This is a genomic window from Flavobacterium psychrotrophum (assembly GCF_003403075.1).
GTDB lineage: Bacteria > Bacteroidota > Bacteroidia > Flavobacteriales > Flavobacteriaceae > Flavobacterium > Flavobacterium psychrotrophum.
The window spans coordinates 1473625-1494513 of record NZ_CP031557.1 but is presented as its reverse complement, the minus strand read 5'-3'; the positions used below and the strand labels follow the sequence as shown (position 1 = coordinate 1494513).

Below are 20889 nucleotides of genomic sequence, written 5' to 3'. Positions count from 1 at the left end.
ACGGATTTTGGCTGATTGGCGCAGATTTTTTGAATGGGATTGTTATATTTGATATCTAATCTACCAACCAAGAATATAATGAACAAGATTTTAAATAGCGTATTATCTATATTTTCTTTAATAGCAATTGTGGGTTGCAATACTACCGAAAATAAACTTCAATTAACATTAGCAAATGAGTATATAAAATATGTTGACTACTCACATACAGCTGAATACACATACAAAAATGATACGATAAGAAAAAAACAACAAATATTATAACTTACACCATAAGTAACCCTACAGACAAAAAGTATTTACTCGTTTTTGATAGAGAATCACCTGAATCGATGTTTTCTGATAAAAATGACTATGTAAGGGCTTTTATAGGCTACAGTATTTTTAGTGACAAAAACGTATTTAAAAAATATAATCCGGGAATTATAGATAGTTTTTCCGAATCATATTCTCGAGATTGCGAATCTTCCCAAATGATAAATCGTATAAACGAATATGAAAAATTAGGAATAACGCCCAGATACTCCCAGGAAGTTTATAACTACCTTCATAATTCTGTAACAATTTATCCGGGTGAGAAAAGAACATTTAAATCTATAGTAATGTTACCTATTGTATTAGAAAGAAAAGAAGGTGGAGGCGGCATAATCAATTACAGTGATTTAAACAATTCTAATACTTTTGAATTGAACTATAGTTGTAATGCAAAGCGTTTAAAGTCAGAGCTTCCGAAATATATTTTGGATGAACTGGAATATAATAAAATTGAGATATTTGATGGACAGATACGTTCCAATAAAATACCTTTAAAAAAGTAAATTGATATCTATCACATAAAGAATATCAATAGACTATTTCCAACAAAACCTCTCCCTGCAACGGCATTTTAATACACGGTTTTATTTTTATAATTTAGCCGCTATGTTATCAGTAATAATTTTAGGTTCGGGCAATGTGGCACAGCACCTCATTAAGGCATTTTCTGCTGCGGCAGATGTTAACTTAGTGAAGGCCTACGCACGCCATCCTGAGAAGCTTTCGCACCTGCTTCCCCCTGAAAAAATCACAAACGTCATAAGCAATTTGGCAGATGCCGATGTATATATCATCAGCGTAAGCGACGATGCCATTGCAGCTGTTTCCGCCGAACTTCAGTTTAAGGGTAAACTGGTGGTACACACTTCCGGCAGCACGCCGTTAGAAATTTTAGACAATAAGAACCGCCGTGGGGTATTTTATCCTTTACAGACGTTTTCTGCCGCCAAGGCGATAGATTTTAGTACGGTGCCACTATGCCTTGAAAGTGAGTTTAGCCAAGATCTTCAAACGCTGCACACCTTGGCGCAGGCCATATCTAAAAGCTTTTATCACATTGACTCTAAACAACGGCAGGCACTGCACGTAGCGGCTGTGTTTGTGAGCAACTTTGTAAACCATATGTATGTACTGGGCAGCGAAGTGTGCGCACAGAACAATATCCCTTTTGATATTTTAAAACCATTGATAAAAGAGGTTGCCGATAAAGCGACTTCCCTCCCGCCCTTACAGGCACAAACCGGGCCTGCACTGCGTGGCGACGAGAAAACCATAAGCCGACACCTGGATTTTTTACAGGATGAAAAGCTAAAAGAAATTTATACCTTATTAACCTATTCGATACAACAAACACATGAGCAAAAGCTATAAAGAGTTAATGAACGATATTACCACATTTGTTTTTGATGTGGACGGTGTACTAACCGATGGTACCATACACGTAGCGCCAAACGGCGAAATGCTGCGCAATATGCACATACGCGATGGTTATGCCATGAAGGCCGCGGTAGAAAATGGCTATACGGTTTGCATTATTTCTGGCGGCAGTAATGAGGGTGTGCGCATACGCCTGCGGAACCTGGGCATTACAGATATTCACCTGGGTGTGCCGGATAAGGTGGAAACTTTCAAAGAGTTTACCGATGTTTATAAAATTAAACCGGAGCAGGTACTGTATATGGGCGATGATATTCCTGACTTTTTTGTAATGCAGCTCGTAGGCCTGCCTACCTGCCCGCAGGATGCTGCGCCTGAAATTAAGGAAATCAGCAAATACATATCACACAAAAAAGGCGGTACAGGCTGCGTGCGCGATGTTATAGAGCAGGTAATGAAAGTTCAGGGCAAATGGATGGAACTGTTCGACGCAAAATACGATTAATTCTTTGTGGATACGGTAATTTGTTAATTTGCTAATTCGGAGCTACACAGAACCCTGAACAACAAACCATAAACTAAAAACAACAAACCTTAAATGAAGCTTTTAAAACACTTCAATATACCGGCACTTTTACTATTAGCCATAACAATGCTTACGCTTAAATTTGGTTTCCTAGACAGGCAGACAGGTATTATACTGGCACTTAACCAGTGGCAATATTTCTTATTGGTTTTGGCGGCGGTATTGGTTGCGGCGGGTGGCTTTTTTATCAACAGCGTATTTGGCTTTGGTAAAGATGGTAATCCTGATGTTAGCGAGGCAAAAGGCTACAACATTTACATAGCACTAAATCTTGCAGGCATAGGGCTTAGCTACTACCTTTCTAACGGGCTTGAAAAGTCCATGCTGCTTAGTGGGCTGTTTGTGCTTGCAGCGGCTACCATGTATGTATATGCCACGGGGCTTAAGCAAATGCTGATAGTAAGTAATGTTATCGTTGCACTACTTATTGCACTTCCTGTAATTATAGTGCCGCTTTTTATGATGTTCCCCATACTTACCGTAGTATCGGAAGAAGTCCGTGCACAGTTTACCCTGTTGTTCAGGATATTTATAGATTATACCATCTTTACATTTATAATTGGCCTTATACTTAGTTTTGTAAACGACCTTGCTAATAACGATACCGATTACAACGCAGGCCTAAGTACATTGCCTATATTACTGGGACGTGGCCGTACCATGAAAATAGTGTTGGGATTATCTGTTATACCTCTTGGCCTGGTCCTTTACTATGCTAACGAATATCTTATAAACTTAATTTATGCATTGGGCTATGTACTCCTGTTTATATTAGGACTACTGGCTTATTTTATGCTTAAGCTTTTTAGTGCTAAGGCGACTAAAGACTTTATCCACCTGGAAAGCATCCTGAAACTGGTACTGCTTTTTACCGCTTTTTCTATAATGGTCATCACTTTTAATATCGATTATGTTAAACACTAAATTACAGGGATATAAACTGGTATTGGCTTCGGGGTCGCCCCGCAGGCAGCAATTTTTGCGCGACCTTGATGTAGATTTTGAAATACGCCTTAAGGACGTGGAAGAAATCTATCCAGACAGCCTTCAGGGTGCTGAGATAACCGATTTCCTTGCAAAATTAAAGGCTGATGCTTTTGATGCTGCCGATAACGAGATCATCCTTACCAGCGATACCATAGTGTGGCAGGATAACAGGGCACTGGGCAAGCCAAAAGATTATAACGATGCCTTTGCCATGCTACAGTCTATGGCAGGTAAAACACATGAGGTAATAACATCGGTTTGTATTAAGACCACAACTAAGGCCGATGTATTTAATGAGACTACACGTGTTACCTTTAACCCTCTGTCTGACGAAGAAATAAAATATTACCTTGACAATTACAAACCTTTTGATAAGGCCGGGTCATACGGCATACAGGAATGGATAGGCCTTGTGGCTATAGCCCGCATAGAAGGCTCTTATGCTAATGTGGTGGGGCTTCCGGTAGATAAGGTGTACCAATATTTAAGTAAACTTACAAAAAACGCATAATACTTTTTAAATGCAGGATTTTCCCTATACACAACAGATAATAAGTACATTGATATTAGTTGGGGTATTTATACTGCTCAATTTTATCATTACAAAGCTTACCCGAAAGTATGCTAAAGCATCGCATTTATCAGAGCACCGCACCAATCTTATTTCTAAATACATAGACATATTTATGTTTATCCTGGCCTGCATAGGTGTTATAGCCGTTTGGGGTACAGATTCTAAACAGATATTCGGGCTTTTGGGTGGCGCGCTAACGGTTATAGGCGTGGCATTTTTTGCACAATGGAGCATACTGAGTAATATTACATCAGGCATAATAATGTTCTTTACCTTTCCGTTCCGCATAGGCGATGTAATACGGATACACGATAAAGATTTCCCCATCGAGGCACAAATTGAAGACATTAAAGCATTCCACACCATACTAAAAACCCGCGAGGGCGAACTCATAACCTACCCTAACAGCCTGCTGCTGCAAAAGGGCGTGAGCATAGTACCCATAAAACAAGAGGACAAAGAATTTTATGATTAAAAATATAATACAAAAGCTGCCGCTACCTGCAATGCTGTTTGCAGCATTTATAAGTTACGCGCAGCCGCCCAAGCCTACTTCGGCAGAAATATACCACAAGCTCGAAAAGCTGAATTTTCTGGGTTCTGCACTCTATATTGCCGCACACCCTGATGATGAGAATACAAGGTTAATATCGTTCCTGTCTAACACTACGCACGCACGTACCGGCTACCTTTCGCTAACGCGGGGCGATGGTGGGCAAAACCTTATAGGAAATGAGTTGCGCGAACTGCTTGGTGTTATACGCACCCAGGAGCTTATCGAAGCCCGTAATATTGATGGTGGCGAACAATTCTTTAGCCGTGCGAATGATTTTGGCTACAGCAAACTGCCCGACGAAACCCTTAAGATATGGAACAAGACTGAGGTATTACAGGACATGGTTTGGGTAATTCGAAACTTTAAGCCCGATGTAATTGTAACCCGTTTTGACCACCGCACACCCGGCAGTACCCATGGGCACCACACTACCAGCGCCATGCTTACGCAGGAAGCTTATGAACTTGCCGCAGATGCCAACTATGAACCGGGGCAGCTTGCCTACACCCAAACATGGAAACCTGAGAGGGTATTTTTTAATATATCATGGTGGTTTTTTGGTGGCCGAGATAAATTTGAAAAAGCCGATAAATCTAAATATGTAAATCTTTCTACAGGAACCTATTATTCGCTTTTAGGTAAATCTAACCAGGAGATAGCTGCACTTAGCCGCAGCAGGCACAAATCGCAGGGATTTGGTACTTCCGGAGAACGTGGCGATGACATGGAATACCTGGAGCAGACTAAAGGCCCAGAGCTTAAAAACAAGCAAAACCTTTTTGAAGGTATTGATACCTCATGGAACCGCGTTAAGGGCGGCAAGCCTATTGGCGATGCCCTGGCGCACATCCTTAAAAATTACGATTTTAAAAATCCGTCGGCAGCTGTACCCGCACTTGTAAAATTATACGCGCAGATAAGTACATTAGAGAACGGCTACTGGAAAAACCTGAAACAGAAAGAACTGGCAGACATTATAGCAGAATGTTCAGGCTTATATCTTGAAGCTGTGGCAGAAGCACAATCTGTAACGCCCGGCAGTAACTTTGGCATTAAGTGGGAAGCCGTAAACCGTAGTAATGTAAACATGAACCTGGTATCGCTTGCTGTACTTCCGATAAACAGTTCCACAGCAATCAATCTTCCCCTTCATAACAACGTTGGGCAAAACAATACACTTACTACGACATTGCCGGCTACCCTGGCTTACACTACCCCCTACTGGCTTGATAAGCAGGGTACATCAGGTATGTATGTAGTGACTGACCAAAAAAAAATTGGCAAAGCCGACATCATTCGTGAGCTTGCGGTAAATTTCACCGTAGATATCAATGGCACTCAAATTCCGTTTGAGCGTAAAGTAACGTATAAGTTTAATGATCCTGTGCAGGGCGAAGTTTACCAGCCGCTGGATATAATTCCTGATGTTACCACACGCATACTTAACAAAGTACAACTCTTTAGCAATACCCGCAGCCAGACCATTAGCATTAAAATAAAGGCGGGCCGCGACAATTGTAAAGGCAGCCTGCGTTTTGAACTTCCGGAAGGATGGAAAGTAGAGCCACAAGCCATACCATTTGACCTGAAACTAAAAGGAAGTGAAGTCATTGCAAATTTTGAAGTAGTTCCCCCAACAACCCCTATGGAGGCTGTAGGAAGAAGTATTGCAACAATTGATGGTAAAGATTATGACAGGGAGCAAACCATTATCAACTACCCTCATATCGACGCGCAACAGGTTTTACTGCCATCAACCGCTAAATTTACCCGTGCCGATCTTAAGATAAAAGGCGAAAACATTGCCTATGTAACCGGTGCGGGAGACAACATTCCGCAAAGCCTTACACAAATGGGATACAATGTAAGCCTGCTAAAAACAACGGATATTACACCGGAAAGGCTAGCAGAATTTGATGCTGTAATTATGGGCATTCGCGCATATAATGTATTAGATGGGTTAGCTTATAAGCAGGAAGCCCTGCTTAATTATGTAAATAATGGCGGTACTATGATAACCCTCTACAATACTACAGGGGCTCTTACCGTTAAAGAACCGGGACCTTACCATTTGCGCATTTCAGGACAAAGGGTGACCGACGAAAATGCGAAGGTTACTTTTTTAGATCCTAATGCAAAAGTGCTTAATTACCCTAATAAAATTACCGCGAAAGACTTTACCGGATGGGTACAGGAACAGGGACTTTATTACCCTGATGAATGGGCTCCGGAGTATACACCAATAATCGCTTCGCATGATGCAGGCGAACAGGATCAAAAAGGTGCGCTGCTGGTAGCGAAGTACGGAAAAGGGTATTATATTTACACAGGCTTAAGCTTTTTCAGAGAATTGCCGGAGGGCGTTTCAGGCGCTTACAGGCTGATGGCAAACCTGATAGCAATAGGACAATAATAATTGCAGCGTTTACTGTAACAAGTGGCGCTACAGTAAGTCTTATAAGAACAATAATAACAAACAAAACGCATGAAAGATAACCCATTTGTATGGAAAAAGAGTTACACCCTGGTGTTGGTACTCAACATTGTCTATATAGCGTTGTTTTATTTTTTGATGCAAATCTATTCATAGTATGCAGTTATTAGACTGGATCGTACTTTCGTTTACCCTGATATTTATCGTCGTTTATGGCGTTATAAAAACACGGGGCAGCAAAAACGTAGAAGAATATATATTAGGCAATAACCAGACTCCGTGGTGGACGGTAGGCCTATCAGTTATGGCTACACAGGCCAGTGCCATTACCTTTCTTTCTACACCCGGGCAGGCTTATCATGACGGGCTGGGTTTTGTACAGTTTTACTTTGGCCTTCCACTTGCCATGCTGGTTATCTGTATAACATTCATTCCCATTTACCACAGGTTAAAAGTTTTTACGGCTTACGAGTTTTTAGAACAGCGTTTTGACGTAAAAACCCGTACCCTCGCCTCCCTCCTTTTTATGGTACAGCGCGGGCTTGGCACAGGCTTTACTATTTTGGCACCTGCCATCATACTATCATCGCTGCTGGGGTGGAACCTTACCCTTATGAATGTCATTATAGGTATTATGGTAATCATTTATACGGTTTCGGGTGGTACACGTGCAGTCAACGTCACGCATACCCAGCAAACGTTCGTAATATTTGCCGGGCTTATCATTACCTTCTTTATCATTTTATATGCCCTGCCGGAAGAATTAAGCTTTGACAATGCCCTGCACATAGCGGGAGCCAACGATAAACTTAATGCCCTTGATTTTTCTTTTGACCCTGAAAAACGCTACACCATATGGAGCGGGCTTGCCGGTGGTTTCTTTTTGGCTCTGGCCTATTTTGGCACAGACCAAAGCCAGGTACAACGCTACCTGTCGGGTAAATCTATAAGGGAAAGCCAGATGGGGCTTATTATGAACGCACTGCTTAAAATACCCATGCAGTTTTTTATATTGCTTATAGGGGTAATGGTGTTTGTATTTTTCCAGTTTCATGAAGCACCGCTGCACTTTAACCCAAACAATACAAAAATTGTAGCAAACTCTCAGTATAAAAGAGATTATCAACAATTAGAGAATGAACTAAAAACTGTTGAGCAGGAAAAAGAAGAAATTAGCATGCTCTATGTAAACCAGCTTTATCAGGATTATGATAACAAAGAGCTGCACAACCGCATGGTAGCCCTTAATAACCAGGAAAAAGACCTTAGGGAGCAGGCACGCGAGCTTATAACTACCGTAGATGCCAAGGCAGAAGTTAATGATAAAGATTATGTGTTCTTATATTTTATATTACATTACCTGCCACGCGGCATGATTGGGCTACTGCTTGCCGTTATTATCTCAGCGGCAATGTCGTCATCGGCATCAGGGCTAAATGCACTTGCCAGTACAACTGCAATAGATCTTTACCGACGAAATATTAAAGGAGAAAAATCTGAAAAGCATTATGTAAACGCCACACGCCTGTTTACACTGCTTTGGGGCGCTGTAGCCATATTGTTTGCCTGTGTAGGCACCATGTTTGAAAACCTAATCCAGTTGGTTAATATCATTGGCTCTATTTTTTACGGAACCGTACTGGGCATATTCCTTGCGGCTTTCTATTTAAAATACATTGGTGCTCGTGCCATATTCTGGAGTGCGCTGGTAAGCCAGGCTACTGTAATATATATATGGTACATAGACATTGTAAGTTTCTTGTGGCTAAACATCATAGGCGCGGTATTAACCGTTTTACTTGCCTTCCTTATCCAGTTGTTTAACAAGAAGCCTCCGTTGCAAACAGAACTTCCTGAAAACATAACCGCATAAAAAAACCGCCTGATGGCGGTTTTTTTATTTTATAAAGCAGTGCAAATTATTTTTTGCTCCACTCCAGTATCGAATCTTTGTTCATTTTAATATAATCTGCATTACCGGCTTTCTCAGCACCTGCAAGTGATAATCTTGCTGTTTCTACAGCACCTGCCTTATCGCCTGTTTTAGCCTGTATAAGCGATTTTTGCCTAAGCATATAAAACGGTACTTCTTCACCCTGTGGTGTTTTCTCAATGGCTGTGTTTATCCATCCAAGTGCTTTAGGCAGGTCGGCATTACTTTGATAAAAGTATTGTGCCGCAGCAAAATATGCACCCGCTGTAGGCCCACTCATGGCTTCTTCTATGCTTTTAAGCGCAGTAGCTTTAGTAGGCACTTCTATTTTTACGGCTACCATAGTTTTTTCCCATGCAATTTCAAGAAATGCATAGTCATTCTCAAGACCATTGATTCCTATTGTAAGGCTTTCAACCGGACGTGACAAAAACTCAGGTTTTACCGTAGTACGCACTACCTCTTTCTTTTCGTCATATTTTTCAGGAAGTCCCCAGTTGTTTGTATCGCTGTATAAAATTACATCCCAGCTGTCCGCCTTAGGCTGGCTGTATAAAGCATAATGACCTGCCTTAACTGTTTTTCCGCCTATAATAACATCATCGCTAAAGGTTATAATAGTGTTGTTATTTGCACCGGTTCTCCACAAACGTCCAAATGGCACAAGCTCTCCGTAAACAGCCCTGCCCCTTGCGCTGGGACGCGAATATTCTATTTTAACATTTGTAAGCCCTACTGTTTGCTCTATTACCGCTTTAGGGCTGGCCTGAGGGGTTTGTATCTGTGCAGTAGCTGTAATGCTTAGGGTCAGTGCAAAAGCTGCCGCTATCAATAATTTTTTCATGTTGGGTATTTAATTTTAATGCTGCAAAATTAGTTATTCTATGGTATACACTTGTTAAAAAACTTAAAAAATAAAAGGCTGCCTTAACAGCTAACAATTTAGTTTCTGTACCTTCACAGGATAATTTCTTACAGATGATCTATACTGTTCATAAGATACAAAAACTTCCCATACCTATTGATGAGGCCTGGGCGTTTATGGGTAATCCCAAAAACCTTGCCGTAATTACACCACCATCAATGGGTTTTGTAACTACTGGTGGCGATGATCGCCCTATGTTTGCCGGGCAAATCATTACCTATACCATAACGCCGTTGTTTGGCATCAAATTGCAGTGGGTTACAGAAATTACCCATGTAAAAGATAAAGAATTCTTTGTAGACGAGCAACGCTTTGGCCCGTACGCGTTTTGGCACCACAAGCATTTTTTGAAAGAAATACCCGGCGGTACAGAGATGGAAGACATTGTACACTATAAAATCCCGATGGGATTTTTGGGCAGGCTTGTACGGCCTTTTCTGGTAAAGCCAAAGCTTGATGAGATCTTTGCTTACCGCGAAAAGAAACTGGTTGAACTATTTGGAGAATTTAAATCGTAATACATGATCGTATTCTGGTACAGGCGCGACCTGCGCATTCAAGATAATACCGCACTTTATCAGGCTTTGCACAGCGGAGAAAAAGTGCTCCCTATATTTATATTTGACAAAAACATACTGGAAGAACTTTCTAAAGATGATGCCCGCGTAACTTTTATAGCTGCGCTTCTTAGCGATGTAAATAAAAAATTAGAAAAGCACAATCGGTCGCTCGCAGTATTTCACAGCACGCCGCAGGAAGTTTTTAAAACGATTATTAAAGACCATAAAATTACGGCAGTATATGCCAATCATGATTATGAGCCCTATGCTCACCAACGTGATACTGAAATTGGAAAATTTTTAGGAGACCATAATATTGATTTTAAAACCTTTAAAGACCAGGTTATTTTTGAGAAGGATGAAGTAACAAAAGATAATGGCGAACCTTATGTTGTATATACTCCCTATAGTAAACGCTGGCTTGACAGGTTTAACAGAGAGGGAATATCATCTCACAAAGTAACACTTAAGGCAGACGATATTGCTACCCACAATTATTCTTTTTTAAGCCTGGAAGATATCGGGTTTACGGAGTCTGACATAAAGCCCGATCCTTTTAATGTTTCAAAAAAGCTTATCGACGATTATGAAGATACGCGAAATTTTCCAGCTGTAGACGGCACCTCGATGTTAAGCCCTTACCTACGGTTTGGCGCGGTTAGTGTGAGGGAAATGGTTAATAAAGCAGCGGAGAGTAGTAATCCCGTATTTTTGAAAGAACTTATTTGGCGGGAATTCTTTATGCAGATACTCTGGCATTACCCACATACGGTAACCAAAGCTTTTCGCCCTGATTACGATAATATTAAATGGCGCTATAGCGAAAAAGAGTTTACCGCCTGGTGCGAAGGCAAAACAGGCTACCCTATTGTAGATGCCGGTATGCGGCAACTAAATGCTACGGGCTTTATGCACAACCGTGTGCGTATGGTGGTTGCCAGTTTTTTATGCAAACACCTGCTGCTCAACTGGCGTAAAGGTGAGGCTTATTTTGCCGAAAAACTTTTTGATTATGAACAATCAAGCAATATAGGCAACTGGCAATGGGCCGCAGGAAGCGGTGTAGATGCCGCACCTTACTTCCGTATTTTTAATCCTACTGAACAAACTAAAAAATTTGACAAGGACTTGAAATATATACGCAAGTGGGTTCCTGAATTTGAGGAGCTTGATTATAAACCTATTGTAGACCATAAAGAAGCGCGCGAAAGGGCACTTAGCGTTTATAAAGAAGGATTAGGAAGACAGTAAGCAGTGGTCAGTGGTCAGTGGTCAGTGGTCAGTGGTCAGTGGTCAGTGGTCAGTGGTCAGTGGTCAAAATTAGAACATTGAAATCAATTCTCTGAAATCTGTAATAATTTTATCTGCGGCGCCGGTATCCTGTGGCAATCCGTGCGGGCTTTCGTAAGCTACACAATATACACCGGCAGCTTTGGCTGCCGCTATACCATTTGTACTGTCTTCTATAATAATACACTCGTTTTTGTTATAGCCTGTACGGTTTACAGCTTCTAAAAAAATAGCAGGATGTGGTTTTGAAAATTCAAAATCTTCGCCGCTAATTACAGCATCAAAATAGCTGTCGAGGTTAAACCGTTTAAAGACCCTTTCTATCTTGGCTTTTATAGCCGATGTGGCAAGTAATACTTTTATGCCTTTTTGCCTTAACTCACTAATAAATTCTAACACACCGGGCATTAGCTCAAGATCGGTGGCTTTGTCAAACACATCAAAATATACTTTATAGCGTTTGTCCAGTAAAGCTGCCTGTGTTAGCGAAATGTCATAAAGTTCTTTTAGCTTTTGCATATTGTTATGCGGAGCTGTACCCACAAAAGACGCATATACAGCATCGGGTACATCAAGCTCCAACTGACGGAAGAGTTCTTTATCTGCCCTGTAGCTTACAGGTTCAGAATTTATAACTACACCATCCATATCAAATATTACAGCCTTAAGCATATTTTTTGTTTCAGGTTTAAAGTTTCAGGTTACTCACTCAAGCTGAAGATTACTACGCACAAAACTTTAAAATAAACTTTGAACCTGAAACCTGAAACAAATTATTTAATATCTCTTATTCTTTCAAAACTCAACTGGCTAAAATCGGTTATTACTTCATCTGCCAATGATGTATCCTGAAGGCTTTCTTCTTCGCTTTTGTAACCTATGCAATAAATGCCGGCAGCTTTTGCGGCTTTAATACCGTTTGTACTGTCTTCGATAACAATACATTCATCTGCTGTAAAGCCAGATTTAGCAACCGCGTCTAAAAATATAGCCGGGTGTGGTTTAGAGAATTCAAAATCCTGTCCGCTTATTTTATGGCTAAAGTATTGGTTTAAACCAAATCGATTAAAAACCCTCTCTATCTTTACTTTAGATGATGATGACGCCAGTAAAATTGTCATGCCGTTATTATAAAGATCAATAACAAGATTTTTTAAACCGGGCATTAATTCTAAGGTAGCATCGGCGTCAAATTCCTGGCAATAATATTCCAGACCCTGCGCTACTAATACAGCCTCATCTGTGTCTACACCATAAATATTCTTGATCTTCTGGATAATGTTTTTGTCAGAATTGCCAATGAATGTTGAATACACATCATCGGTAACATCAAGGCCTAGCGATTCATAAAACTTTTTATTAGCTCTGTGGCTTAGCGGTTCGGTATCTACCACTACTCCATCCATATCAAATATTACTGCTTTAATCATATTAGTTTAAAAGTCTAAAGTTTATAAAGTCGTAAAGTTTAGCAGCCTGAAAATTGGGACTGCGACTCTAATCTATACTAATGTTTTAATCTTTTCAGCCGTAAGCTCATCAAAATGATTGATGACTAGGCTTGCCTCGCCCAGTTCCTGCGGGGCAGTGTTGGCGCTCCTGTAGCCTACGCAAAATATACCTGCGGCATTTGCAGCTGTAATTCCGTTTGTACTGTCTTCTATTACAATACATTCGGTTACGGGCGAACCCGATAATTCAGCAGCTTTTAAAAAGATGGCAGGATGCGGTTTTGACTGCGGAAAGTCTTCACCACTAACTGTATGGGTAAAATACTGATGCAGCCCAAAACGGTCAAACACCCTCTTTATCGTTACGTGTGAAGCCGACGATGCTAATACCAACTGTATGCCCGACGCGTGTACATCCTTAATAAGGTTAAATACACCCGGCAGCATTTCAAGGTCTTCTTTAGTATCAAAAAGATCGTTGAAAAAATCGCGCTTGCTTTGTATAAGGCCCGGTATTTCGTGCTCCAGTCCATACGCTTCCTTAATACGCTGATATGTATTTTTAGTACTTAGCCCCGTGTAGGTGGCATAAACATCTTTAGGGATTTCTATATTAAGCTGCCTGAAGTGCTGGTGGTATGCAAGGTGGTGTAGTGGCTCAGTATCTACAATAACGCCATCCATATCAAAAATAACCGTGTGAACCATAATAGTAGTTAAAAGTCAAAAATACGATATCCCCCACAAAAAGTAAAGGATATCGGGTAAAGATTTGGTTATTTTTATTTAGTAAGCCATACACTCTTCGGCACATTCCCGGCAGGCATTAGCACATTCTTTACAATGGTCGTGCATTGCTGCAAATTTGTCGCATTCCTCAGCACAGGCAATACAAAGGTCTGCACATACAGCCATAAGCTGCTGTGCAAAAGCTGACTCACGTTCTTCAAACTTAACACACAGGGCACAAATATCGGCACAGTCGCGGCAAAGTGCTATACAGTGCGTGTGGCTTGCATTAACCATTTTTATACAGGCCGTGGCACACATTTCGCAGGCCGCAAAACAAGCCAGGCAGGCATCTATCATTGCATTATTTTTCATAACAGGCTTATTTAAAGGTTCATAACACATAAAGTTACGATATAGCCCGCAGGCTGAGTTTTAAAAAGCTGTTAAAGGTTTTGTTACGAATTATAAAACAAACATTAATTAAACCTTTTGCAGTAACTTTAGTCTTATATAAAAAGGCAATTACTTTGCAGGACGAAAAAGCATTTATAGCACTGTTGCTACATAACGATACACGCGAGGCAGCTTTTAGGCAGCTATTGGGGCAATACAGCAGGACGTTGTATAACCATATACGTACTATTGTTATAAGCCATGACGATGCCGATGATGTACTGCAAAATACCTTTATAAAGATTTTTAGCAACCTGAAGAGCTTTAAAGGCGAAAGCAAGCTTTTCTCATGGATGTACCGCATAGCTACTAATGAGGCTATTACTTTTGTAAACCAAAGGGCAAAAAGAGGCGGTATCACTAATGAGGAAGTTTTGCAGAAAGAAGTTGCCAAGATGCGTGCCGATGATTACTTTGAGGGAGATGCCTTACAGCTTAAACTTCAGGAGGCTGTAGCAACACTGCCGGAAAAGCAACAGCTGGTTTTTAAGATGCGGTATTTTGAAGACCTGCCGTATGAGGAGATATCAACAGCTACAGGCACCAGTGTGGGCGCTTTAAAAGCATCATACCACCATGCGGTAAAAAAAATAGAAGATTATGTTAACACGCATTAAACTTTTTAATAACACTATAGTCTAACTGCCATGAAAGATTTTAAGATAGATGAAGAGGATAAAATGAAAACCGGTTTTAGGGTACCGGAGGGCTACTTTGATGTTTTTACTGAGCGTATGATGACTCAAATTGCCGAACAGCCCGAACCTAAAGTGCTTCCGCTTTACAGGCATATGCCCGTATGGTTTAGTGCAGCAGCGGCTTTTATATTGCTACTGGGCGCAGGATGGTTTTTTATGCTGAATAACCAAAAAACAGCACAGCCAGATGATGTTACTATCGAAAACTATTTAGTTTACAATAGTAATGTAAGCACGTATGACCTTACACAGCAATTAAATGAACAGGATATTAAGCAACTTGAATCGTCGCTTACCATAAACGATGATGCTGTTGAAGATTATTTACTGGATGAAAATATATACGAATAAACCATGAAAAAATTAAAAACACTACTACCCCTACTGCTACTATTTTGCCTTACGGGTTATGCCCAAAAAGATAAGCACGAGCAAATAAAGGCACTTAAGGTTTCGTTCTTTACGTCTGAACTTAGCCTTACCCCGGATGAAGCAGCTAAATTCTGGCCGGTTTATAATGCTTTTGATGAAAAGCAATTTAAAATACGCCATGACAGGATGCGTCCGCTTATAGCAAAGATAGACCAGTCCGGCTTTGACAAAATGCCCGAAAAAGAAGCCGCAGGCTGCCTTGATAAACTGGAAGCAGCTGACCGCGAACTTTTTGAACTGAAAGCAAAACTTACAGATGATCTTAAACCCATAATAGGATCTGCCAAAATATTAAAGCTTAAAAAAGCGGAAGAAGATTTTAAGAAAAAACTGATAGAACAGTTTCGGGATAAAAAGAAAGACTAGCATGCCCCCCTGATTATGCTATTAAAAAAGCTCACAGTTTTAAATCTGTGAGCTTTTGTTGTTTATTGAAGTATTTGTTCATGAAATTTCAATCGTTAATCTGAAATAAAACTATCGTCTGTCAGTGTTTTCATAAATGCTATAAGATTTACTTTTTCGGTTTCTGTTAAAGGAATTTTACCGCTGTTATTTTTAAAAACAGGATCAAGATTGTCTGCGTCTAAAACTCCATCACTAAAATAATCAAGTACAGATTTTAAAGTTGCAAACTGACCAAAACTGCCATAAGGCGCAGTAAGTGCTACGTTTCTTAATGATGGTACCCTAAAGCTCATATAATCCGCAGAGATGCCTGTTACCCTTGCCCTGCCAGCCTCGTTAGTATCCTGATTTAGCGGAAAGCCAATATTCCTGAAAGATTGATCTGTAAACAAAGCTGTACTATGGCAGGATACGCATTTCTGCCGGAAAACCTCATATCCTGAAGCTTCGCTTACTGTAAAATCTTCACCCTTATTTCTCATTACTTTGTCATATTTACTGTTAGCAGATAGTAACGTATACTCATATTGGGCAATGCTTTTATAAATCCTTTCGGGCGTAATGTCTTCATCTCCAAACGCTTTATTAAACAACTCTTTATAAGTAGCATCATCTTTTATTTTACCTATAATATCTAATATGGAAGAGTCCATTTCTTCATGTGTAATAATAGGCACAAGCGACTGTTTCTCAAGCTGAAGTTTACTGCCATCCCAGTTGTAAAAATTCATAAAAGCCAAATTTTGCAAAGGAGGTACATTTCTAAGCCCAACCCTCCCCTTAACGCCAATGCCCCGCGCGTTGTTATCAGAAAAGGCGAGTGCCTGTATATGACATTCAGCGCAGGAAATTGAATTATCTGCACTAAATCTTTTATCTGTAAAAAGCATTTTACCTAACGCTGTACCATATAATGTAGGAGGATTTTCGAGTACCGCATTATTTAAAGCCGGAAATCCGGCGGGTATATTTAAAGCAATTTCAGTATTGTTATAAGAGACAGGCTTATAATCATCATTACTGCATGATATAAATAAGATTATAGGTAGTAAAATACAAAATACTTTTTTCATGGATGAAGGACTTCTAAACGCTTTTAATTGGAAGCCGCCTCATATTTTGAGACGGCTGCTCATTGTTATTTAATTTGCAACATTACTTACAGAAAACATTCCGCTGTTATCACTCGTGCCGTTTCCGCCAAGATTATCAACAAATTTTATCATCTGTACCGCAGTATGTATGTTCGGCGTAGCATTATCGTCCATACCTGTACCTGTAGATAGTGTTATGGTATTTGTAGCACCACTAAGTAATTTGCTAAAATCTGCCTGTATGGTAATTTTTGGTGCAGAACTGCCCACTATTGCGTTTGTAACAAGATTCAGGGTAATATCCCTATAAGCGTTTACACCTTGCGTATAATTACCTTCTGCGCCCTGAACGGTGCTTCCGGTATGTATAGACATTACTTTGTTATCTGCATCATAAAAGCCTTCAATCTTAGTAAAACGGTAGCCTGCTCCCCACTCCCACATCATCTCTGTATCATTAGCACCAGCTGCGGCATAAAAATTTGGGAAACGTACCTGGTCCAGTGTATTTTGTTCCGGTTTTATACCCAGGCCAAATTTCAACTGCCTGTAAACACCGGCAGGTATGTTAGCTAACAAATAGTTTAACGATGCCGGTTTAGACTGGTCTATAACTGTAGCGCCTTTATCCAGATCATTTATGTTATAAGGCACTTCAGTTCCGTCATCTTTTATAAGGCGGATGTTGCTTATTACATATTTTAACTCCGAGAAATGATGTACCTGCCCCGCAGCAGATGTACCTGTTGTTGCTGTAGCCGAATTAGCATTGCCAAGTACAATAGCTGTACTGCCTAATGTGTTGTTAAAAGCCAGGGTAACATTATTTGCTGCCGGGTCATTATCATCTGAACATGAAGCTAAGGCAAGTGCTGTAAGCGAAAGGAAAAGGTATTGTTTTAAGATTTTCATTTTAAGTAATTTATTAATTGTTTTTATTTTAAAGATTAAATTTTAAAGATGTGAATATGTTGCGCCCCATTCGGGGTATGTTGCCCCAGTCTGCATAAGTGCTGTAATACTCATTTAGTAGGTTTTCTGCGCCAGCCTGTACTACTACGCCAACATTTTTAATTTTGAAAGCATAATCTGCCGACAGGTTAAAAATTGCATAAGCCGGTGTCTGGTCTTCGCCATATTCCGGGCTGTAATTAATTTGAGAAAAATCGCCGTTAACAGATGCCTGTATCCTAAACTTGTTAATCATATAATGGAGTGAAGATTTATAACTAAGCGGGCGAATAAAAGGCAGGTTACCGCCTTTATTATCCTGGGCTCGTGCATAGGTTAGTAAACCCTCCCAATGCAAATCCTGCAAAATGATATAACTGCTGTTTAGCGAAAAGTTAAACAATGTGGCATAGTCTAAAGATGTGTACCCCTTTACCCCTACCGACTGATAATTCATAGGGCTACCCAAGCTTAAAACCCTGCCTATGATGTAATTTTTGATGTAGAAATAATTTACTTTGGCCTGTAAGCTAAACTTGTCATTTTTAAATCCGGCACTCGCGTTAAGTTCATTTGATATTTCATTTTTCAGGTCAGGATTACCTATGTAATCGTAACGGTCAAAACTATTATAAATGTAATAACCATATCCTTCTGATACAGATGGTGCCCTATGCCCATAACCTGCTCCTGCCGAAAAGTTAAATTTGCTTATGGCCAATTGATAAGATGCGTGCAGCCCAGGCAATATCCTTGTTTTTTGCTGTGGTGCTCCGGGATGAAAAATCCAGTTAAACTCTACATATTTAGAGTTATTGTAGTTTACGCCTAAAGAGCCGCCAAAATTCAGTTGGCTTTTTTCTGAAATTTCATAAGAATTATTCATCGAAAGTCCTGCAAAACGCGTGGTTACCCAAGGCCAGCTATATGCAAACATTGTTCTCTGGCTACGGTCCTGCGGATACATACGCATCTCTGCAATAGATAGGTTATCAAAGGCATTAAACTGTATTTCTGATATGTAGCGATTGCTCATAAGACTGGCTTTAGAAACAAGGCCATATGTGGTGCTCCACCCCGGCATATCCATATGTACAAGGTTTTCCGGGCGCGTGGTATCATCCATATAATGCTCTATGGCATTAAAATAAGCCTTAGTATCTATTGCTTTTATAAGTCCTTTTTCAAACAGTTGTTTGTAAGACAATGATGTAATTATTGCCCTTGATAGCCATAGATCCATGGGTAATGCAGGAAAACCTACATCTTTCGCCTCATCAAAAATAACGTCTGCACGTAATGATGACAAATTACCGGTTTTATAAGCAAGACCTAAAGATGTATTGAATTTACTAAACTGGGAGTGTTTTACTTCCTTGTCATTTCCGGCAGTATAATTCCCTGCCTTTCGATATGATATGCTTCCGTCTGCCACAAACTTGTCGCCGGAATAAGATACATTACCAAGGTTAAAAAGCTGTTTGTTATTAAACTCAAATCCACTTTGATATCCGGCATTCCATTTTTTAATAAGCCCAAACGGTGTGCTTTTGTGCTTCAGGTCTATACTTCCCGCAACAGTAGCACCGTGCAGGCTGCCTTCCTGCCCTGATTTGATTTCGATTGTAGAAAGGTTATTAACTTCTACATAGGATGTAACAGGATCCATCTTATCAGTACACGCGCCAAAAATACGCATGCCATCTATGGTAAGTATAGATCGTTCACTACTCATATTATTAAGCAAAGGTTCCCAGGCATAAGCTCCGCGTTTTATAAAACTGATATTGCCTGAAGATGCTAAGAATTCATCTACCGAAACAGCCATTTTCATATCTGTTTCTATCTTCTTCTTTACAACAGCGTTTACCTTTATTTCTTCCAGAATATTAATGCTGTCATTTTGAGCAGCAACCCTTAGTCCTAACAGGAGCAGGATAATAGTTATTATCTTCATCGCTTTAGAATAATATATCTATAAAAAGTTCACTTTTTACGCCCTGCACCCCAGGCGTGAAAGTAGTAGGTACCTGGGTGCCTTTTAAAATCATCCCATTTTGATTGAGCATAACAAAGTTCAGGGTCCAGTTTCCTGTCATGGTATAGTTTACCACGCCATAATAGAGGCTATTACTGTGCTGCGTTAAGTCCTGGTTATTGAGAGAAGAATGGTTTCCCATAGAGGGTTCCGGCATCCTGGGATCCAGTCGTAATGTGTAACCACTAACTTCATTATAAGTAAACTGCAACGGATCCGGAAAAGCTGTAGCCGGGCCATCGGGCTGGTTATATTTATATATTCCCGCAATAAGTTCATTTTCTGAGACCTTTGGCCTTTGCGGAGCTATTAATGCTATTACATATTGTGCACCGTCGTTACCTGTAAATGTTGTCATGTTCAGGTTTTTATTGGGCTGCTCTTTAACCGAAATTACTTCATTTACAGTATGAGTTTGTCCACCGTCGGTAAAGCTGAGATACAACTTCCAGTTTTCTGTAACACTACTAAGACTTGTAAAAACACCATAACCTACATAATACTGATTTTCGGCATCATAGTCCATACTGTATTTATGCGGACATGATGAGTTATTTCCGGCACCATCAGTTAATACAGGTAAAAAAGTAACAGCAGATCCATTTACATCCTGCCTGGCTTGTGTATTGGTAATTTTTATATGTATTTCGTTATAACCTTTATAAAGTGTACCGTTTAGCGCTTCGATGCTTATTTTATAAATGCCGCTGGTTAAGGAGACAGCTTCTTTAAATTCATAATGTTCAGGAACTACGGCGCCTATTTCGGCTTCATAATCGGTTTTATCAAGCGTACAGGATGTAACCGCAATAACCATTGCGATTACTAAGCAATAATAAAATTTCATTTTTAATTGTTTAAGTATTAGAGCTGTAAACATTTGGTAAATTTTATTATTGCTATTGTAATGGCACAAAACCGTACACCGATAAATATACTACCGATGAAAACAACAGAAAAAACTAAAAGGATTACCAATAGTGTTTAATAAGCCCTACCGCTAAAACACATTTTTACTTAACTTTTGTTTGAGACAAGCTATACCTTACCTAAGCTTTTAGGGGTAAAGCAACTTAAAGTTTAAAACGTATAGTA

23 protein-coding genes are annotated in these 20889 nt (G+C 40.0%); 14 read left to right on the top strand and 9 right to left on the bottom strand.

Annotated features, from left to right (window positions below; translation table 11 throughout):
• The first annotated feature begins 78 nt into the window (after nt 1–78).
• The 9 genes from DYH63_RS06480 (at nt 79) to DYH63_RS06440 (ending at nt 8702) form a co-directional block, all read left to right on the top strand.
• The gene (locus DYH63_RS06480; protein WP_162926948.1) at nt 79–264 is read left to right on the top strand and encodes a hypothetical protein; all 186 of its coding nucleotides are present in this window, start codon (nt 79–81) and stop codon (nt 262–264) included.
• A gap of 68 nt (nt 265–332) precedes the next feature.
• Nucleotides 333–818 (top strand): hypothetical protein, encoded by a 486-nt coding sequence (locus DYH63_RS06475; protein ID WP_116788030.1) that lies wholly within the window; start codon nt 333–335, stop codon nt 816–818.
• Nucleotides 819–921: 103 nt separating this feature from the next.
• A complete protein-coding gene (locus DYH63_RS06470; protein WP_116788029.1) occupies nt 922–1686 on the top strand; it encodes a Rossmann-like and DUF2520 domain-containing protein in 765 nt (254 codons plus the stop codon).
• A complete protein-coding gene (locus DYH63_RS06465; RefSeq protein WP_116788028.1) occupies nt 1670–2197 on the top strand; it encodes a KdsC family phosphatase in 528 nt (175 codons plus the stop codon). Before DYH63_RS06470 ends, DYH63_RS06465 begins: the two co-directional genes overlap by 17 nt.
• 93 nt (nt 2198–2290) lie before the next feature.
• A complete protein-coding gene (locus tag DYH63_RS06460) occupies nt 2291–3202 on the top strand; it encodes a UbiA prenyltransferase family protein (RefSeq protein WP_116788027.1) in 912 nt (303 codons plus the stop codon).
• Complete coding sequence (locus DYH63_RS06455) at nt 3189–3776, top strand: Maf-like protein (RefSeq protein ID WP_116788026.1); 588 nt, start codon at nt 3189–3191, stop codon at nt 3774–3776. Before DYH63_RS06460 ends, DYH63_RS06455 begins: the two co-directional genes overlap by 14 nt.
• A gap of 10 nt (nt 3777–3786) precedes the next feature.
• Nucleotides 3787–4314: a mechanosensitive ion channel domain-containing protein gene (locus DYH63_RS06450; RefSeq protein ID WP_116788025.1), complete on the top strand. Its 528-nt coding sequence runs from the start codon at nt 3787–3789 to the stop codon at nt 4312–4314.
• Nucleotides 4307–6808, top strand: coding sequence for a PIG-L family deacetylase (locus DYH63_RS06445; protein WP_116788024.1), 2502 nt, complete (start codon nt 4307–4309; stop codon nt 6806–6808). Before DYH63_RS06450 ends, DYH63_RS06445 begins: the two co-directional genes overlap by 8 nt.
• Before the next feature lie 178 nt (nt 6809–6986).
• Nucleotides 6987–8702, top strand: coding sequence for a sodium:solute symporter family transporter (locus DYH63_RS06440; protein ID WP_116788023.1), 1716 nt, complete (start codon nt 6987–6989; stop codon nt 8700–8702).
• 46 nt (nt 8703–8748) lie between these two features.
• Here DYH63_RS06440 and DYH63_RS06435 read toward each other — a convergent pair whose 3' ends face one another.
• Nucleotides 8749–9606 (bottom strand): DUF2911 domain-containing protein, encoded by an 858-nt coding sequence (locus DYH63_RS06435; protein WP_116788022.1) that lies wholly within the window; start codon nt 9604–9606, stop codon nt 8749–8751.
• Nucleotides 9607–9740: 134 nt separating this feature from the next.
• On the opposite strand from DYH63_RS06435, the gene DYH63_RS06430 reads away from it, so the two are divergent.
• Both DYH63_RS06430 and DYH63_RS06425 read left to right on the top strand, forming a co-directional pair.
• The gene (locus DYH63_RS06430; protein WP_116788021.1) at nt 9741–10205 is read left to right on the top strand and encodes an SRPBCC family protein; all 465 of its coding nucleotides are present in this window, start codon (nt 9741–9743) and stop codon (nt 10203–10205) included.
• Nucleotides 10206–10208: 3 nt separating this feature from the next.
• The gene (locus DYH63_RS06425) at nt 10209–11498 is read left to right on the top strand and encodes a cryptochrome/photolyase family protein (RefSeq protein ID WP_116788020.1); all 1290 of its coding nucleotides are present in this window, start codon (nt 10209–10211) and stop codon (nt 11496–11498) included.
• A gap of 69 nt (nt 11499–11567) precedes the next feature.
• On the opposite strand, the gene DYH63_RS06420 is transcribed toward DYH63_RS06425, so the two are convergent.
• The 4 genes from DYH63_RS06420 to DYH63_RS06405 all read right to left on the bottom strand — a co-directional run bounded on the left by DYH63_RS06420 (nt 11568) and on the right by DYH63_RS06405 (nt 14092).
• Nucleotides 11568–12209, bottom strand: coding sequence for an HAD family hydrolase (locus tag DYH63_RS06420; RefSeq protein WP_116788019.1), 642 nt, complete (start codon nt 12207–12209; stop codon nt 11568–11570).
• 101 nt (nt 12210–12310) lie between these two features.
• Nucleotides 12311–12967, bottom strand: coding sequence for an HAD family hydrolase (locus tag DYH63_RS06415; protein WP_116788018.1), 657 nt, complete (start codon nt 12965–12967; stop codon nt 12311–12313).
• Between the two features lie 72 nt (nt 12968–13039).
• A complete protein-coding gene (locus tag DYH63_RS06410) occupies nt 13040–13696 on the bottom strand; it encodes an HAD family hydrolase (RefSeq protein WP_116788017.1) in 657 nt (218 codons plus the stop codon).
• Nucleotides 13697–13774: 78 nt separating this feature from the next.
• Nucleotides 13775–14092: a four-helix bundle copper-binding protein gene (locus tag DYH63_RS06405; protein ID WP_116790759.1), complete on the bottom strand. Its 318-nt coding sequence runs from the start codon at nt 14090–14092 to the stop codon at nt 13775–13777.
• Between the two features lie 155 nt (nt 14093–14247).
• Between DYH63_RS06405 and DYH63_RS06400 the strand changes: the two genes are divergently transcribed.
• From DYH63_RS06400 to DYH63_RS06390, 3 genes are read left to right on the top strand one after another with little or no spacing between them, the layout of a single operon-like run.
• A complete protein-coding gene (locus DYH63_RS06400; protein WP_116788016.1) occupies nt 14248–14790 on the top strand; it encodes an RNA polymerase sigma factor in 543 nt (180 codons plus the stop codon).
• 30 nt (nt 14791–14820) lie between these two features.
• A complete protein-coding gene (locus DYH63_RS06395) occupies nt 14821–15222 on the top strand; it encodes a hypothetical protein (protein ID WP_116788015.1) in 402 nt (133 codons plus the stop codon).
• Nucleotides 15223–15225: 3 nt separating this feature from the next.
• Nucleotides 15226–15669 carry a sensor of ECF-type sigma factor gene (locus DYH63_RS06390; protein ID WP_116788014.1) on the top strand — a complete coding sequence of 148 codons (444 nt, stop codon included), beginning with the start codon at nt 15226–15228 and terminating at the stop codon, nt 15667–15669.
• A gap of 95 nt (nt 15670–15764) precedes the next feature.
• On the opposite strand, the gene DYH63_RS06385 is transcribed toward DYH63_RS06390, so the two are convergent.
• The 4 genes from DYH63_RS06385 to DYH63_RS06370 all read right to left on the bottom strand — a co-directional run bounded on the left by DYH63_RS06385 (nt 15765) and on the right by DYH63_RS06370 (nt 20641).
• Nucleotides 15765–16784: a cytochrome-c peroxidase gene (locus DYH63_RS06385; protein ID WP_116788013.1), complete on the bottom strand. Its 1020-nt coding sequence runs from the start codon at nt 16782–16784 to the stop codon at nt 15765–15767.
• 69 nt (nt 16785–16853) lie between these two features.
• Complete coding sequence (locus tag DYH63_RS06380) at nt 16854–17717, bottom strand: MbnP family protein (RefSeq protein ID WP_116788012.1); 864 nt, start codon at nt 17715–17717, stop codon at nt 16854–16856.
• A 28-nt stretch (nt 17718–17745) separates the two neighbouring features.
• Nucleotides 17746–19713 carry a TonB-dependent receptor plug domain-containing protein gene (locus DYH63_RS06375; RefSeq protein WP_116788011.1) on the bottom strand — a complete coding sequence of 656 codons (1968 nt, stop codon included), beginning with the start codon at nt 19711–19713 and terminating at the stop codon, nt 17746–17748.
• A 4-nt stretch (nt 19714–19717) separates the two neighbouring features.
• Nucleotides 19718–20641, bottom strand: coding sequence for a hypothetical protein (locus DYH63_RS06370; protein WP_116790758.1), 924 nt, complete (start codon nt 20639–20641; stop codon nt 19718–19720).
• Nucleotides 20642–20889 lie beyond the last annotated feature (248 nt).

What these genes read in the sequence shown, in the direction of transcription:
- DYH63_RS06480 (WP_162926948.1), top strand. Translation starts at nt 79, where the DNA reads ATGAACAAGATTTTAAATAGCGTATTATCTATATTTTCTTTAATAGCA.
- DYH63_RS06475 (WP_116788030.1), top strand. Translation starts at nt 333, where the DNA reads ATGTTTTCTGATAAAAATGACTATGTAAGGGCTTTTATAGGCTACAGT.
- DYH63_RS06470 (WP_116788029.1), top strand. Translation starts at nt 922, where the DNA reads ATGTTATCAGTAATAATTTTAGGTTCGGGCAATGTGGCACAGCACCTC.
- DYH63_RS06465 (WP_116788028.1), top strand. Translation starts at nt 1,670, where the DNA reads ATGAGCAAAAGCTATAAAGAGTTAATGAACGATATTACCACATTTGTT.
- DYH63_RS06460 (WP_116788027.1), top strand. Translation starts at nt 2,291, where the DNA reads ATGAAGCTTTTAAAACACTTCAATATACCGGCACTTTTACTATTAGCC.
- DYH63_RS06455 (WP_116788026.1), top strand. Translation starts at nt 3,189, where the DNA reads ATGTTAAACACTAAATTACAGGGATATAAACTGGTATTGGCTTCGGGG.
- DYH63_RS06450 (WP_116788025.1), top strand. Translation starts at nt 3,787, where the DNA reads ATGCAGGATTTTCCCTATACACAACAGATAATAAGTACATTGATATTA.
- DYH63_RS06445 (WP_116788024.1), top strand. Translation starts at nt 4,307, where the DNA reads ATGATTAAAAATATAATACAAAAGCTGCCGCTACCTGCAATGCTGTTT.
- DYH63_RS06440 (WP_116788023.1), top strand. Translation starts at nt 6,987, where the DNA reads ATGCAGTTATTAGACTGGATCGTACTTTCGTTTACCCTGATATTTATC.
- DYH63_RS06435 (WP_116788022.1), bottom strand. Translation starts at nt 9,606, where the DNA reads ATGAAAAAATTATTGATAGCGGCAGCTTTTGCACTGACCCTAAGCATT.
- DYH63_RS06430 (WP_116788021.1), top strand. Translation starts at nt 9,741, where the DNA reads ATGATCTATACTGTTCATAAGATACAAAAACTTCCCATACCTATTGAT.
- DYH63_RS06425 (WP_116788020.1), top strand. Translation starts at nt 10,209, where the DNA reads ATGATCGTATTCTGGTACAGGCGCGACCTGCGCATTCAAGATAATACC.
- DYH63_RS06420 (WP_116788019.1), bottom strand. Translation starts at nt 12,209, where the DNA reads ATGCTTAAGGCTGTAATATTTGATATGGATGGTGTAGTTATAAATTCT.
- DYH63_RS06415 (WP_116788018.1), bottom strand. Translation starts at nt 12,967, where the DNA reads ATGATTAAAGCAGTAATATTTGATATGGATGGAGTAGTGGTAGATACC.
- DYH63_RS06410 (WP_116788017.1), bottom strand. Translation starts at nt 13,696, where the DNA reads ATGGTTCACACGGTTATTTTTGATATGGATGGCGTTATTGTAGATACT.
- DYH63_RS06405 (WP_116790759.1), bottom strand. Translation starts at nt 14,092, where the DNA reads ATGAAAAATAATGCAATGATAGATGCCTGCCTGGCTTGTTTTGCGGCC.
- DYH63_RS06395 (WP_116788015.1), top strand. Translation starts at nt 14,821, where the DNA reads ATGAAAGATTTTAAGATAGATGAAGAGGATAAAATGAAAACCGGTTTT.
- DYH63_RS06390 (WP_116788014.1), top strand. Translation starts at nt 15,226, where the DNA reads ATGAAAAAATTAAAAACACTACTACCCCTACTGCTACTATTTTGCCTT.
- DYH63_RS06385 (WP_116788013.1), bottom strand. Translation starts at nt 16,784, where the DNA reads ATGAAAAAAGTATTTTGTATTTTACTACCTATAATCTTATTTATATCA.
- DYH63_RS06380 (WP_116788012.1), bottom strand. Translation starts at nt 17,717, where the DNA reads ATGAAAATCTTAAAACAATACCTTTTCCTTTCGCTTACAGCACTTGCC.
- DYH63_RS06375 (WP_116788011.1), bottom strand. Translation starts at nt 19,713, where the DNA reads ATGAAGATAATAACTATTATCCTGCTCCTGTTAGGACTAAGGGTTGCT.
- DYH63_RS06370 (WP_116790758.1), bottom strand. Translation starts at nt 20,641, where the DNA reads ATGAAATTTTATTATTGCTTAGTAATCGCAATGGTTATTGCGGTTACA.